This window comes from Dactylosporangium sp. CA-139114 (genome assembly GCF_050955725.1).
Lineage (GTDB): Bacteria > Actinomycetota > Actinomycetes > Mycobacteriales > Micromonosporaceae > Dactylosporangium.
In genome coordinates this window covers 6,789,669-6,803,081 of sequence record NZ_CP192080.1, presented here as the reverse complement: position 1 = coordinate 6,803,081, position 13,413 = coordinate 6,789,669, and the positions used below count along the sequence as shown (strand labels likewise).

The window sequence follows — 13,413 nt, the reverse complement described above, 5'->3', positions numbered from 1 at the left end:
TGTCGCGGCGCGAAGCGCCCAACATATCAAGCATCCGGCCCCCAGACCCGAAAGAGAGCTCTGGAAGTTTCCCGATCAACCCCGCCCCACCAGCGCCAAGCCGATCGACTGTTGACAATCACCGCACGACTTCGTAACTTGCCAGTCGAAGCGCTTCGACACGATTTCGACACACCCCATCGGAAGCCGCGAAGACGCCCCAGTGAGCGAGACCGACTGCGCACCGCAACCGGCGCGGCGACACCCCCGCCGCGTCACACCTCCCCATCAGGAGCAGACGTGTTCACGCGCATCCGCAGCGCCGCTGTAGCCGCGGCGGCCATGCTCGCCCTCGCCTGCTCGCTCACCGCCTGCGGTGGTGAGCACGCCCGGGGCGACGGCACGACCTTGAAGCTCTGGCACTACGAGCGCGCGACGAGTGCCATGGGCATCGCTGCTGGGCATCCTGCCCGCGGTGCTGTTCTTCCTCGTCTTCCAGCGCACCCTGACCCGGGGCGTCACGGCGGGTGCGGTCAAGTGAGAACCCACATGGAGCCCGCATGAAGTTCACCGACGGGTACTGGCAGCTGCGCCCCGGCGTCGAGCCGCAGTACCCCGTGCACGTCCGCGACGTCGAGGTCCGCGCCGACCGGCTCACGGTCTACGCGCCGGCCAAGCGCATCGTGGAGCGCGGCGACACGCTCAACATGCCGCTGCTGACCGTGCGGTGCACGGCCCCGGCCCCGGACGTGATCGCCGTGCGCGTCACCCGGTACGCCGGCGGCGTCGACCGCGGCCCGCACTTCCGGATCGAGGCCGACCCCGCCGCCTCGCCGAAGGTGACCCGCGACGAGGAGTACGCCACGTTCACCTCCGGCGAGCTCTCCGCCCGCTTCGCGCTCGGCGACGAGTGGCGGCTGGAGTTCACGGCCGGCGGCCGGGTGCTCACCACCAGCCCGCGCAAGGCGATGGCGGCACTGTCCACGCAGGACGGTCACTACCTGCGCGAGCAGCTCGAGCTCGGCGTCGGCGAGACCGTCTACGGCCTCGGCGAGCGCTTCGGGCCGCTGGTGAAGAACGGCCAGACCGTCGACGTGTGGAACGCCGACGGCGGCACCAGCAGCGAGCAGGCGTACAAGAACGTGCCGTTCTACGTCACCAGCGGCGGCTACGGCGTGTTCGTCAACGACCCGGGGCCGGTCTCGTTCGAGGTCGGCTCCGAGGCGGTGTCGCGGGTGCAGTTCTCGGTGCCGGGGCAGGTGCTGGAGTACCTGGTGATCTACGGCCCGAGCCCGAAGGACGTGCTGCGCAAGTACACGGCGCTGACCGGCCGGCCGGCGCTGCCGCCCGCGTGGTCGTTCGGGCTGTGGCTGTCCACCTCGTTCACCACGAACTACGACGAGGCCACCGTCACGTCCATTGTGGAGGGTATGGAGCAGCGCGGCCTGCCGCTGTCGGTGTTCCACTTCGACACGTTCTGGATGCGCGAGTTCCACTGGTGCGACTTCGAGTGGGACCCGGAGACGTTCCCGGACCCGGCCGGCATGCTCGCCCGGCTCAAGTCCCGAGGTCTGCGGATCTGCGTGTGGATCAATCCGTACATCGCGCAGCGCTCCGCCCTGTTCGCCGAAGGTGCCGCGAACGGGTATCTGGTCACGTACCCCGGCGGGGACGTCTGGCAGTGGGACCGCTGGCAGGCCGGCATGGGCCTCGTCGACTTCACCAACCCGGAGGCGAAGGCCTGGTACCAGGCGAAACTCCGCGGCCTGCTCGACCTCGGCGTGGACGCGTTCAAGTCGGACTTCGGCGAACGCATCCCCACCGACGTGGTCTGGCACGACGGCTCCGACCCGGTGCGGATGCACAACTACTACACGCACCTGTACAACGAGGCCGTCTTCGACGTCCTGCGCGAGCACCGCGGCGACGGGGAGGCGGTGCTCTTCGCCCGCTCGGCGACCGCCGGCGGCCAGCAGTTCCCGGTGCACTGGGGCGGCGACTGCTCCTCCACCTTCCCGTCGATGGCCGAGAGCCTGCGCGGCGGGCTGTCGCTGGCGATGTCCGGGTTCGGCTTCTGGAGCCACGACATTGGGGGCTTCGAGGGCACCCCGGACCCGGCCGTGTTCATCCGCTGGATCCCGTTCGGGCTGCTGTCGTCGCACAGCCGCCTGCACGGCAGCGGGTCGTACCGGGTGCCGTGGCTCTTCGGCGACGAGGCGGTCGCCGTGCTCGGCGAGTTCACCCGGCTCAAGGCGCGGCTCATGCCGTACCTCTTCGCGGCCGCCGTCACCGCCCACCGCGAGGGCGTGCCGGTGATGCGGCCGATGGCCCTGGAGTTCCCCGACGACCCGGCCTGCTCGCACCTGGACCGGCAGTTCATGCTCGGCGACTGCCTCCTCGTCGCCCCGGTGTTCAGCGCCGGTGGCGACACCACGTTCTACCTGCCCGCGGGCCGCTGGACGGACCTGCGTGGCGGGGAGGTGCTGACCGGGCCGGGCTGGGTCAGCCGCCGGTACGGGATCGGCGACCTGCCGGTGCTCGTCCGGCCCGGCTCGGTCATCGCGCTGGGGGCGCGTGACGACCGCCCCGACTACGAGTACGCCGACGGGGTGACCCTGCGCGTCTTCGAGCTCAAGGACGGCGCGGCCACGACCGTCGAGGTCCCGACCTCGCGGGGCCGGCCCGCCGCCACGTTCACCGTGCGCCGGGCCGGGACCGTCGTCGAGGTGCGCCGCGGCGGGAGCGCGGCGCCCTGGCGGGTGCAGCTGGCCGGCGTCCACACGGTGGCGGCCGTGGACGCCGGCCGGCTGGCTCCCGCGGACACGGCGCCGGGCGGCGTCGTCATCGAGGCGGACGCCGGCGCCGAGCAGGTGATCGTCCGCCTCTCATAGGCCTTCTCGCTCCCACGGGGGAACCGGGGCCGGCGCTCACGTGTGGGGTGGCGCCGGCCCTGTCCACCACGGGCTCGCCCCAGCCATCGGCGGCGGCCGTGTTCACCCCAGCCATTGCCGGATGCCGTCGAACGTGCCCGGGCCGTAGTCGCTCGTCACGCCGGACGCCAGGTCCGCGATGGTCACATCCCGCAGCGCCGCTCGCCAGGCCTCGTCGGCGGCCATCATCGCGCGGTGCACCGGGCACGGGACCGTGCACGCCTCGGCCGGGGTGGCCAGGGGGCCGCGCTGGCGGATCTCGGTGCAGGTGAAGGCCGGGGTGGCGCCGTCGACCGCCTCGACGACGTCCAGCACCGTGATGTTCGCCGGGTCCCGGGTCAGCGCGTAGCCGCCGGCGTGGCCCTGCACCGAGTGGATGAGCCCCGCGCGGGCCAGGCTCTGCAGCTGCTTGGCCAGGTAACTGCCGGAGACGTCGTGCAGCTCGGCCAGGCGCGCGGCGGGCACCGGCCCGGCGGCCGCGGTCAGGACCACGCAGCAGTGCAGCGCCCACTCGACACCACCCGACATCTTCACCCGGCCATGCTACTTGACTCGGACACGATGTATCCGGGAACATTCCTTCTCGGACAAAACTTATCCGAGTTGGAGGACGGTCATGAAGGTCGTGGTTTTCGGCGGCACCGGGCTCATCGGCCGCAAGCTGATCGCGCTGCTCACGGCGGCCGGGCACGAGGCGGTCGCGGCGTCGCCGAGCTCGGGGGTCGACACGGTCGCGGGCACGGGCCTGGACGAGGTGCTCGCGGGCGCCGCCGTCAGCGTCGACGTGACGAACTCGCCGTCGTTCGCCGACGACGACGTGCTCGCGTTCTTCCGCGCCTCGACGGCGCACATGCTGGAGGCGGCGTCGCGGGCCGGCGTGGGGCACCACGTCGCCCTGTCGATCGTCGGCGCCGACCGGGTGCCGGACAGCGGCTACCTGCGGGCGAAGGTCGCGCAGGAGGACCTGATCACGAGCGGGCCGGTGCCCTTCACCATCGTGCGCGCGACGCAGTTCTTCGAGTTCGCCGCGGGCATCGCGGCGGCGTCGACCGGGCCGGACGGCACGGCGCACCTGACGCCGGCGCATCTGCAGCCGATGGCGGCGGACGATGTGGCCGCGACGCTCGCCGACGTCGTGCCGGGCGAGCCGGTGCAGGGGATCGTGGAGGTCGGCGGCCCGGAGAAGATCGGCCTGGACGAGTTCGTGCGCCGGGCGGTCGGGTCGGACCCGAAGGTCGTGACGGACCCGGCGGCCCCCTACTTCGGCGCCGTCATCACCGACGACTCCCTGGTGACGGGCCCGGGCGCGCGCATCGGCGGGATCACGTACGCGTCCTGGCTCGCGGCCCGCTGACTCAGGCGTACGCCCCGCGGTCGTAGGGCAGGCCCAGCTCGCGGAAGACCAGCCCGGCCGAGCCGTTGCGCGGGTCCCACAGGTCCTCGTTCGCGGCCAGGGCGCGCAGGTACTCGGCGCGCTGCGGCTCCGGCAGCGCCTTGAGCAGCGGGCCCCAGTCGCTGCGCGCGGTGTGGACGGACGCGACCGGGGCCAGCGCGAGGCGGCGGCAGCACCGGGGCGCAGGCACCGATGGCGTGACCGGCCGCAGCGCGTACACCCGGATCGGACAGCGCGGCCCGCGCGGCGGCCAGGATCGCGGGGACGACCTCGCGGCAGCCGGCGATCGCGCGGGCGTAGACGGCGTTGCCGAGCAGCTCGTCGCCGTAGATCGCCTCGTCGTCCTCCTCCTCGATGGCCGCGGTGACGGCCGCCTCGACGTCCTCCCACGCGGCGAACCCGGTCAGGTCGAGGGCCGGCTGGGCGGCCTCGGCCACCGCGGCCAGGAAGTTGAGCAGGTTCGCGCGCAGGGCGGGGTCGGGCACGCCGGGAAGGATCTCGGCGACGGTGGCGGCGGCCGGCGGGGTCGCGATCCAGGGGGTGCCCTGGTGGATGACGGCGCCCCACAGGTGCCGCATCGCCGCGCCGCGGGCCGCCTCGTCGTCGCCGGTGAGGGCGGCCAGGTGACCGGGCGTGTCCTCGGCCCGGCCGTACGCGTGCAGCAGCATCCCGTAGTCCGTCACGCCGGGAACGGTACCGCCGGGGCGTCGCATCCGGTTCCAGAGCCGACTTTTCAGCTACGCTCATCGATATGAAGCGGGTTCTGCTCGTGCTGGCGCTGGTGGCCGGCCTCGTGCCGCTCGTGAGCTTCCGGACGACCGCGACCGCCGCGCAACCGCAGTGGACGCCGCCGCTGAGCACGCGGGGGCGGTACATCGTGGACGCCGACGGCCGCCGGTTCAAGCTCAAGGCCGGCAACTGGCACGGCGCGAGCGGCACCTGGACCGGCTCCGGCGATCCCGAGGCCGACGCCAACCACCACGCGGGGGAGAACTCGGGCCGGGTCCCGCTCGGGCTGGACCGGGTGGTGCTGGACACGATCGTGGCGCAGTTCGCCGCGACCGGGATCAACAGCGTCCGGCTGCCGTTCTCCAACGAGATGGTGCACGACACCAAGCCGGTCACCGACGCGGCCGTGGCCGCCAACCCGGCCCTGCGGGGGCTCACGCCGCTGCAGGTCTACGACGCCGCCGTCGCCGCGCTCACCGGGGCCGGGCTCGCGGTGATCCTCAACAACCACACCAACACCACCCGCTGGTGCTGTGGCGTGGACGGCAACGAGCGATGGAACGCGAGCCAGTCCGACGACACCTGGCAGTCCGACTGGCTGTTCATGGTCCGCCGGTACCGCACCAATCCGCGCGTCGTCGGCGCCGACCTGTACAACGAGGTCCGCCGCAGCGTCTGGGACGACCCGAACTGGGGCCTCGGCGACAACCACGACTGGTTCGCCGCCGCCCAGCGCCTCGGCGACCGGATCCTGGCCGAGGCCGACCCGGACCTGCTGATCATCATCGAGGGGATCAACTGGACCGGCATCCCCGTCGACGGGTTCGCGCACGGCCGCCCGACGCTGGAGCCGGTCCGCGCCCTCTCGCCGTCGCTCGTGCGCTCCGGCAAGCTCGTGCTGGCGGCGCACTTCTACGACTACACCGGCCCGCACCACAGCGGCGCCACCGGCGTCGGTGAGACCAGCGACCCCCGCTACCGCGACCTGAGCCGCGACGAGCTGTTCGCGACCCTGCAGCAGGAGGCGTTCTACGTCGCCGACGAGGCCGCCCGCCACTACACCGCGCCGCTGTGGGTGAGCGAGTTCGGCATCGGCCGGTTCGGCAGCGACGCGAAGAGCCGGGCCTGGTTCGCCAACTTCGTCGACTACCTCGTCGCGCACGACACCGACTTCGCATACTGGCCCCTGGTCGGCTGGCAGGACAACGGCACCGGCAACGGGTGGGCGCTGCTGAGCTGGGACCGCTCCGGTCACCTGCTCGGCATCGACGACGGCGGGGACTGGCGGGCCGCGGACTGGCACCGGCTCGTCGCCGCGCCCGGCCGCACCGGCGTCGTCGAGCCCGTCGCGCACTGGTCGATGCTGAGCCCGGACCACGGCGACTTCGTGCAGTCGCTGCGGATGCGGGCGCTGCCCGACTGGGACCCGGGGGCGCGCAAGGCCGCCTGCCCCGACGGGCAGCGGCTGGCCGGGCTCGCCCGCGACGGCAACCGCGGCCTGTGCACCGACGCGGGGCCGGCGCTCGCGTGGCCGGCCTCGTCCGCGGCGCAGGTGGTCACGAATGAGCGGTACGTCACGACGGACTGGGCGGGCGGCTACACGAAGTTCCAGTGCCCGGACGGATCGTTCCTGATCGGGTACGCCGTGCGCGGTGCCACGGTCTCCAGCGCCCTCTGCGCCCCGTCGGGGGCCGCGGTGCCGTCCGGCGGCCGGACGGTGTGGTTCGACCGGGGCGACAACCGGCCCGCCGAGGCGCACGGCGGGGACTTCGCCGGCGGGCACTACAAGGGGCAGTGCGGGGACGGGGAGTACGCGGCGGGCATCGCCTTCACCCGGCGCGTCGGCTCCAACGGCGCCCCGGCCGCCCTGTTCTGCCGCGGCCTCTAGCACCTAGCGGCGGCGGGCGCCGGCCATCGTGACGCCGCCCGTGACCGCCAGCACCAGGCCGATGCACAGCGCGCCGCCCGCGACCGCCAGGTTCGCGTAGCCGAGGTCCGCGAGCGGGGCGCTCACGTCGTAGAAGCCCTGGGTGAGGTAGTACACGACGGTGTAGGCGACGCCGCCGGCGAGCAGCAGCAGACCCGCGACGAGCATCGATCGGCCGACAGTCATGCGCCGATGCTACTGAGCCGCCGCCACCCGCACCGGCGCCGCGGCGCACAGGGGGTTTCCCGGGACCGTACGGGCTTCCGGAAATAACCCGGTGCGGCGACGGCGGCCCGGTGCCTACACTTGGCGTCGATCGCGGTGCGCAGCCGGCGGATACTTCTGGTGATGCATGGGTTCGATTCCCGTACCCCGCCGGCGCCCTGGATCTCGCGATCATCGAAGACTGCCGCGTATCGGCCCTCGCGCCGGATTCGGCAGGCCCGCGCCGCGGTGGTGCCGGCTGTGCACCGAACTGCTCGTGCACCCGACGTCCATGCTGCAATCGAGTGGCGGGCCCGCATTGCCCGAAGGCAGGATGACGCCGTGGCTGACCTTCAGGGATTTGTGATGCGTTTCAGCACCGAACGTGATGCCAGACGGCTGGAGGAGCTGCAACGCGGAAGCTGGATACCCACAGTGACGCCGGCCGGTCCCTACCAGCCACGCCGCTTCTTCGACCACCACCGTCCCGATGAGGTACTTGTCGCAGAGCGCGACGTGCTGCCGATCGGCTACATCGTGGTGCGCCGCGCCTCGCAGATGGCAAGTCACGCCCACGTCGCCGCCATCGAAGGGCTTGGTGTCGCCGCGGACGCCCGGCGGCGAGGCGTCGCCGGCGCACTCCTGCACGCCGCCGAGCGCGCGGCAGCCGCGCGCGGGTTCACGCGCCTGACGTTGCACGTCCTGAGCTGCAACGTCGCCGCGCTTGCCCTCTACGCCCGGCACGGCTTCGAGACCGAAGGCGTGCTCCGTGGCGAGTTCCGGCTCCCCGTCGGGCCCGGCGGCGCGATGACAAGCGTCGACGACATTCTGCTCGCCAAGCGGGTGGCCTGAACTCGACCGCATACATCGCCGTGCCAACAGTGACCGTGCGCCGGGATCCACTGTCCGGGCTCCCGGCGCAATGGCCCGGCCCGGGTGCCAACCCCAGACGGCGCAAGTCTCGTGTACCGGGGTGAGACGACGTTCTGAGGGGTGCTGGTGGACGATGAGGCGGGATTTCGGGAGTTCGTGTCGGCACGGCTGGGGCGTCTGTCGCGGATCGCGTACCTGTTGACGGGCGACCATCACAAGGCCGATGACGCTGATGCGGTACCCCGGCTGATCGTGGTTCTGCCGGCCGGGACCGGTCATCGTCCCGGCCGGCGGGGCCGCGGATCACACCAGGCCCAGCATCCACTCCACACCGTGACGGGCGGCGGCGACGCCGGGCTCGCGGGACTGTGCGGTGAAGACGAGCACGCGGCCGTCCTGGCGCGGGTACAGGTACACGCCATGCCACCACGGTTCGCCCTCATGCTCGTACGCCAGCTCGAGGACCTGCACGCCCCGGCCCATCGTGCGGCGGGCGACGACCGTCTGGCCCTCGCCGATCATCACGTCCGGGTCGGCGATGCGCGCCGGGCCCTGCACGGAGATGGACGCGTCGTGCTCTCCGGCGAGGCAGTACGGGTCCATGGTCGACTCGACGCTGAAGCCGTCGGGCCAGACCGCCTTGAAGCCGGTCGTCTCGATCACCCAGTACGGGTGGTCCGGGCCGGGCTCCACGTCGACGATGCCGGGCACGGTGCGCGCGTCCGAGGGGTCGACGATCGCCGTCGCCGGACCGTCCGGCCGCCAGTGCGTCACCACCACGACGTCGGAGCCGGCGTCGGGGCGCTCGAAGGTGTACGGCCAATGCGGCATCAGTACCAGACCATGACCGGCGAGGCGGGCGAAGACATGTCCCATGCCCGCGCACTGTAGTCACGACGGTGCGCCGCGGATCAGCCGCCGTCCTGAGCGGCCGTCTCGGTATCGTGCTGCGCATGGCCGATCAGGTGTTACAGGACGACCCCCATCGCCAGGTGGTGCGGATCGGCGATACCGTGCGCCGTCCTGTGCACCCGTGGTCGCCTACCGTCCACGAGTTGTTGCAGCACCTGGAGAGCGTCGGATTCCCGTACGCGCCCCGGTTTCTCGGCATCGATGCCGAGGGCCGAGAGGTTCTCACCTACCTCGACGGCGAATCGGGCGGCGCAGCCTGGGCCAAGGTCGTCGAGGACGCCGGTCTGCTCGCGATGGCGCGTCTTCTGCGCGATTACCATGAAGCCGTACGCGGCTTCCGCCCGACGGCCACGGCCGGGTGGGCAGCCTACGCCGGAAGCTTCGGCGCCGACGAACTGGTCTGCCATGGCGATTTCGGGCCGTGGAACCTGGTGTGGCGAGGCCTTCAGCCGGTCGGCATCCTGGACTGGGACTACGCGTGGCCCGCCCCGGCCGTTCACGACATCGCCTACGCGCTGGAGTACGTGACACCGTTTCGCGACGATCGGATGTGCATCGAGTCGTTGCGCTATCCCACACCGCCGGATCGGCGGCGCCGAATGGCATGCTTCGCCGGCGCCTACGGGCTCACGACGACTGCCGGGCTTGTCGACGCCGTCATCACCCAGCAGCGCCAGGTGTGGCTGCGGGCTCGGCACCTCGCCGCAGCGGGACGACAGCCTCAGCTGGCATGGCAGGAAGCCGGCGTCCTGGATGGAGTCGCGAAGCGGATCGACTGGAGTCGCAGCAACCGGCACCTGTTCGAGTAGTCCTGGGGCTCCATCTGTGGGCGCCGCCACGAACAGTAGCGGCGCGCCCGCAGCGGCAGATCGGGACGCCCGGCGATCGCGGGTGGCCGGGGATCATGGGTGGCCGGATTTTCGTTCGTCACTGCCGGGCGAGTCTGCGACGATGCGTCCGTGACCGTATCCGGCTCCATCGAGCTGATCCGCGCGCCCCAGCTGACCGACCAGGCTCCGTACGCCTACGCCGCGGTGGCCTCCGACGTCCGGCGGCTGGTGTTCACCGCCGGTGCCTGCCCGCTCGACGAGGCCGGCGCGACCGTCGCCGTCGGTGACGTGGCCGGGCAGGCCGAACAGGTGATGGCGAACCTTCGCACGGCGTTGGCGGCCGCCGGTGCCACCCTCACCGATGTGGTCAAGACGACCGTCTACGTCGCCAGCCACGACCGCACCGACCTCGTCACGGCGTGGGACGTGGTCCGCCGGCACTTCGCCGACCACGATGCGCCCAGCACCCTGCTCGGGGTCGCGGTCCTCGGCTATCCCGACCAGCTCGTCGAGGTGGAAGCCGTCGCAGCGCTCCGCTGACTGGAAGCCGGTCACCGTCGGCAACGCCCAACATCCCACCGCCCAGCGCCGCTCAGCGGCAAACCACGATGTCAAGATCGGCCGGCCGGCCGGCCGGCCGGCTCGGAGCGGCGGTGGTCGGCACCGTCGGTGCGTGAGCTGTGGGACTGAGGTCGGGCCGCGACGGCCCGGTCGGCGCGGACTCGCCGACCGGGCCTGCGTCCTCAGCCGAGGAGCATCGCGCTGAATCGCGATGCGAGCGCGTCGAACTCGATGACGCGTACGCGCAGCGTGGCGCCGACCGCGGCGCTGCCACCGCGGACGAGCCCTGACAGACCGCCGTCGGACTCGACGAAGAGCCCGAACGGCTTGGTCGACGTGACGACGACGTTGATTTCGTCGCCCGGCGTCAGAAGGGTTCCGGTCATGCGGCTCACCCCCTCTCGATACCTCAGGGTGAGTCGGACGGCGGCGCCGACGTGGCCCCAGGGTTGCCCTTCGTCGCGGGGTCATGACCGGCGCCGGGCTCCGCCCGGACGTCACGCCTGCCATGGTACCGAACGATGGCGTTCGATCCGCAAGCCTGGTGTGGGCGGTCAGGCCGCCGTCGGTGACGGGTCAAGCGAATCGTCGGAGGGCTGCGCGGGTGCCTGGTCGGCGGCCGGCGGGCGGAGCAGTCCGGTCGCCCAGGACGCCGGGGCGGCGATCGCCGAGACCACGATGCCCACGATCACCGGTGCGGAGGCCCCGTGCGTGGCCGGCGCCAGCCGCCGATGAGGGAGTCGAGGGCGATGCCGGCGTTGATGGCCGAGGCGGGCAGCGTGGCCCGCCAGGTCGGCACCGGGGCCGGACGGGGCGACGATGCGGTACTGCAGCGACGGCACCATGCCGAAGCCGGCGATGCCCCAGATGGCCAGCGCCAGGGCGACGAGCAGCGGCACTTCCGCCACGAAGTACAGCAGCGCGACCGAGACGCCGGTGACCTGGCCGAGGAACGGCGTGATGTAGGTCAGTGTCGCGTATGGTCCGGCGAACAGCAGCACGCACAGCCCGAGGAGGGCGAGCACCCGCGGCGCGATCGCGTGGCGGGCCTGGGTCCAGGCGTTGCCCGCGCCGCCGCCTGGGGACGGCGGGACGGCCAGCGTCCCAGGAACAGCAGGAGCAGTGCCAGGCTGGTACGTCTGCGGCTCGCCGGCGCGGCCTGCGGACTCGTGATCTCCGTGTCAGTACATCCAAGGTCGTAGGTAGGGAACGATCCCTAACATTCGCGGTGGCTATAGTTTCCAGGGCACCCGTCTCTGGTTCGTGGGTGATGGCGAGGGGGCACGATGCGGCGGTCAGGCTCCGAGACCCGCGAGCACCTCCTGCAGGCGGCGCACGATCTGTTCTACTGGCGTGGCATCAGGGCCACCGGCGTCGACATGGTGGCCGAGGTCGAGCCCGTCGACGACCCCGACGCGCTCGCCGACCGCCTGGCCCTGATCGCCGAAGGGATGAACGCGTCGGTGCAGGCCCTGGGCATCGACGGCCCGGTCCGGCAGGCCAGGGCCATGGCGGAGCTGCTGCTCGACGCGGCCACGACCCGCGACGCCGCGCGCCGCCCGGCCCAGCCGTCCCGTTCCGGCAGCTGACGTCTGCCCACCGGTCATCGGCAGTGATGATGAGGCGACCGACGCTGTTTCTGACGGTGGGGCTCCCGGGCACCGGGAAGACCACCGCCGCCCGACGTATTGAGATCGAGCAGGGAGCGCTTCGTCTCACGAAGGACGAATGGGTGAAGGCGCTCTTCGGGTCCGAGAACCCGCCGTCGGCCGGGGACGTGATCGAAGGACGGCTCATCCAGATCGGGCTGCGCGCCCTGGAGCTAGGCAACACTGTCATCATCGACTTCGGCCTCTGGAGCCGGGATGAGCGCTCCGCGCTCCGCCAGGCAGCGACCGACCGGGACGCCACGGTGAAGATGCTCTACTTCGAACTCACGCCGGCCGAACAGCGCAGACGCCTTGATCAGCGCCAAACCGAAGCCCCACACACGACATGGCCCATGTCCGACGAGGAGCTCGCCGAGTGGGCGGCCCGGATCGAGGCGCCGACGCCAGGCGAGCTCGAAGGCAGCGAGCCCATCGGCGGCCCACCGGCCGGATTCGCGACGTGGGACGAATGGCGCGGACACCGCTGGCCACCATCGGTCTGCTGACCCGGCCCCTCGCGGCGCTGCCACGACCGTATGAGCGGACGCCTCATCCGGCACGCCACGATGAAAGCGGGAGTGGCTCAGTCCGACGTGCCGAATGCCGAGGCGTGGATACTGACGCGGCCGGGCTGACGGCGTAGCCGCTAGCTTGGACTGCCGGCATGGCGGAGGAGTCGCGCTCGCGTCCTGAGCACACAATGGAGCAGCTTCCGTGCCCACCAGGCTGGGCGGGGCGTGCCTGTCGCCTGCGCCAACGCCGGATCGAGTAGGGCATTGGTCAGGTGGCGGCCGAGCGGCCGGATCGGCCGGGGAAGTTTCGCTACCAAGCCTTTTGTCGCGGCCATCAGCTCAGTCGCGGCAACGCTGGGCGCGAAGCGGTCGCGCTCGAACGTATCGAAATAGTGTTCGTAGGCCTCGATGGTGCGCGGGATGCCGACGATGTTCATGCGCCTGCCGAGCTTGGTGTAGAAGTGAAAGATCGCCGCACGTTCGTGGCAGCACAGTGGCCGCCAGCCGTGTCGGTCGATCCAGCGCGGCACGATGACGATGAAGGTGCCGAGAACGTATAGGTAATCCTCGTTCGAGATGGCGAACTGGCGGTGAATCCGATTGAGCTCACGCGTCGCGGCACGGCCGCGCGGGTGGTCGAGGCCATGGTCGATGAGTTCGTACATCAGCCTGCCGGTATCACGGGCACGCTGCGCTGGCTGTTCGGTGGTCTTGCCGGTGCCGTGCAGTGTCTCGGCGATCGATGGCACGGCGAAGGTGCGCCAGAAGGCCAGCAACAGTCCGAGTCGATGGTCGAATGGGAACTCATGCCTTGCTGTGATGCGATAGATCTCGTCGGCGTCGGCAACTGGGTCGAGGCGCTGTAGTTCGGCAAGTCGCTTGAATCGGTTTGGGCGGTGCAACATCACGGTTCT

Annotated in this window: 16 protein-coding genes; 9 read left to right on the top strand and 7 right to left on the bottom strand. The window is 71.5% G+C overall.

The window, feature by feature from the left end; all coding sequences use genetic code 11:
- The first annotated feature begins 539 nt into the window (after window positions 1–539).
- Window positions 540–2,870 (top strand): alpha-xylosidase, encoded by a 2,331-nt coding sequence (gene yicI, locus ACQP2P_RS30245; RefSeq protein WP_433606509.1) that lies wholly within the window; start codon window positions 540–542, stop codon window positions 2,868–2,870.
- Window positions 2,871–2,972: 102 nt separating this feature from the next.
- On the opposite strand, the gene ACQP2P_RS30240 is transcribed toward yicI, so the two are convergent.
- Entirely contained in the window at window positions 2,973–3,437 is a 465-nt protein-coding gene (locus tag ACQP2P_RS30240) for an RrF2 family transcriptional regulator (RefSeq protein ID WP_433619327.1), read from the bottom strand.
- Window positions 3,438–3,525: 88 nt separating this feature from the next.
- On the opposite strand from ACQP2P_RS30240, the gene ACQP2P_RS30235 reads away from it, so the two are divergent.
- Window positions 3,526–4,263, top strand: coding sequence for an SDR family oxidoreductase (locus ACQP2P_RS30235; protein WP_433606507.1), 738 nt, complete (start codon window positions 3,526–3,528; stop codon window positions 4,261–4,263).
- 1 nt (window position 4,264) lies between these two features.
- On the opposite strand, the gene ACQP2P_RS30230 is transcribed toward ACQP2P_RS30235, so the two are convergent.
- Window positions 4,265–4,492: a hypothetical protein gene (locus ACQP2P_RS30230; RefSeq protein WP_433606505.1), complete on the bottom strand. Its 228-nt coding sequence runs from the start codon at window positions 4,490–4,492 to the stop codon at window positions 4,265–4,267.
- A 7-nt stretch (window positions 4,493–4,499) separates the two neighbouring features.
- Between ACQP2P_RS30230 and ACQP2P_RS30225 the strand changes: the two genes are divergently transcribed.
- Together ACQP2P_RS30225 and ACQP2P_RS30220 are read left to right on the top strand one after the other, a co-directional pair.
- Window positions 4,500–5,057 (top strand): hypothetical protein, encoded by a 558-nt coding sequence (locus ACQP2P_RS30225; protein WP_433606503.1) that lies wholly within the window; start codon window positions 4,500–4,502, stop codon window positions 5,055–5,057.
- Window positions 5,054–6,919 (top strand): glycoside hydrolase family 5 protein, encoded by a 1,866-nt coding sequence (locus ACQP2P_RS30220; protein WP_433606501.1) that lies wholly within the window; start codon window positions 5,054–5,056, stop codon window positions 6,917–6,919. Before ACQP2P_RS30225 ends, ACQP2P_RS30220 begins: the two co-directional genes overlap by 4 nt.
- A 3-nt stretch (window positions 6,920–6,922) precedes the next feature.
- Here ACQP2P_RS30220 and ACQP2P_RS30215 read toward each other — a convergent pair whose 3' ends face one another.
- A complete protein-coding gene (locus tag ACQP2P_RS30215; protein WP_433606499.1) occupies window positions 6,923–7,144 on the bottom strand; it encodes a hypothetical protein in 222 nt (73 codons plus the stop codon).
- A gap of 360 nt (window positions 7,145–7,504) precedes the next feature.
- Between ACQP2P_RS30215 and ACQP2P_RS30210 the strand changes: the two genes are divergently transcribed.
- Entirely contained in the window at window positions 7,505–8,014 is a 510-nt protein-coding gene (locus tag ACQP2P_RS30210; RefSeq protein ID WP_433606497.1) for an N-acetyltransferase family protein, read from the top strand.
- Between the two features lie 324 nt (window positions 8,015–8,338).
- On the opposite strand, the gene ACQP2P_RS30205 is transcribed toward ACQP2P_RS30210, so the two are convergent.
- Window positions 8,339–8,911 (bottom strand): hypothetical protein, encoded by a 573-nt coding sequence (locus tag ACQP2P_RS30205; protein ID WP_433606495.1) that lies wholly within the window; start codon window positions 8,909–8,911, stop codon window positions 8,339–8,341.
- Window positions 8,912–8,988: 77 nt separating this feature from the next.
- On the opposite strand from ACQP2P_RS30205, the gene ACQP2P_RS30200 reads away from it, so the two are divergent.
- Both ACQP2P_RS30200 and ACQP2P_RS30195 read left to right on the top strand, forming a co-directional pair.
- Window positions 8,989–9,756 (top strand): aminoglycoside phosphotransferase family protein, encoded by a 768-nt coding sequence (locus tag ACQP2P_RS30200; RefSeq protein ID WP_433606493.1) that lies wholly within the window; start codon window positions 8,989–8,991, stop codon window positions 9,754–9,756.
- 168 nt (window positions 9,757–9,924) lie between these two features.
- Window positions 9,925–10,317: a RidA family protein gene (locus ACQP2P_RS30195; RefSeq protein ID WP_433619325.1), complete on the top strand. Its 393-nt coding sequence runs from the start codon at window positions 9,925–9,927 to the stop codon at window positions 10,315–10,317.
- Window positions 10,318–10,520: 203 nt separating this feature from the next.
- On the opposite strand, the gene ACQP2P_RS30190 is transcribed toward ACQP2P_RS30195, so the two are convergent.
- The gene (locus ACQP2P_RS30190) at window positions 10,521–10,733 is read right to left on the bottom strand and encodes a hypothetical protein (RefSeq protein WP_433606491.1); all 213 of its coding nucleotides are present in this window, start codon (window positions 10,731–10,733) and stop codon (window positions 10,521–10,523) included.
- 159 nt (window positions 10,734–10,892) lie between these two features.
- Window positions 10,893–11,363, bottom strand: a complete 471-nt coding sequence (locus ACQP2P_RS30185; RefSeq protein ID WP_433606490.1) for a hypothetical protein — start codon at window positions 11,361–11,363, stop codon at window positions 10,893–10,895.
- 261 nt (window positions 11,364–11,624) lie between these two features.
- Here ACQP2P_RS30185 and ACQP2P_RS30180 point away from each other — a divergent pair, with 261 nt between their 5' ends.
- Together ACQP2P_RS30180 and ACQP2P_RS30175 are read left to right on the top strand one after the other, a co-directional pair.
- Window positions 11,625–11,927, top strand: coding sequence for a hypothetical protein (locus ACQP2P_RS30180; protein WP_433606488.1), 303 nt, complete (start codon window positions 11,625–11,627; stop codon window positions 11,925–11,927).
- A 26-nt stretch (window positions 11,928–11,953) separates the two neighbouring features.
- The gene (locus ACQP2P_RS30175; RefSeq protein ID WP_433619323.1) at window positions 11,954–12,493 is read left to right on the top strand and encodes an AAA family ATPase; all 540 of its coding nucleotides are present in this window, start codon (window positions 11,954–11,956) and stop codon (window positions 12,491–12,493) included.
- Between the two features lie 140 nt (window positions 12,494–12,633).
- Here the strand turns inward: ACQP2P_RS30175 and ACQP2P_RS30170 are convergent, their stop codons facing one another.
- A complete protein-coding gene (locus ACQP2P_RS30170; RefSeq protein WP_433619321.1) occupies window positions 12,634–13,404 on the bottom strand; it encodes an oxygenase MpaB family protein in 771 nt (256 codons plus the stop codon).
- Window positions 13,405–13,413: the final 9 nt, after the last annotated feature.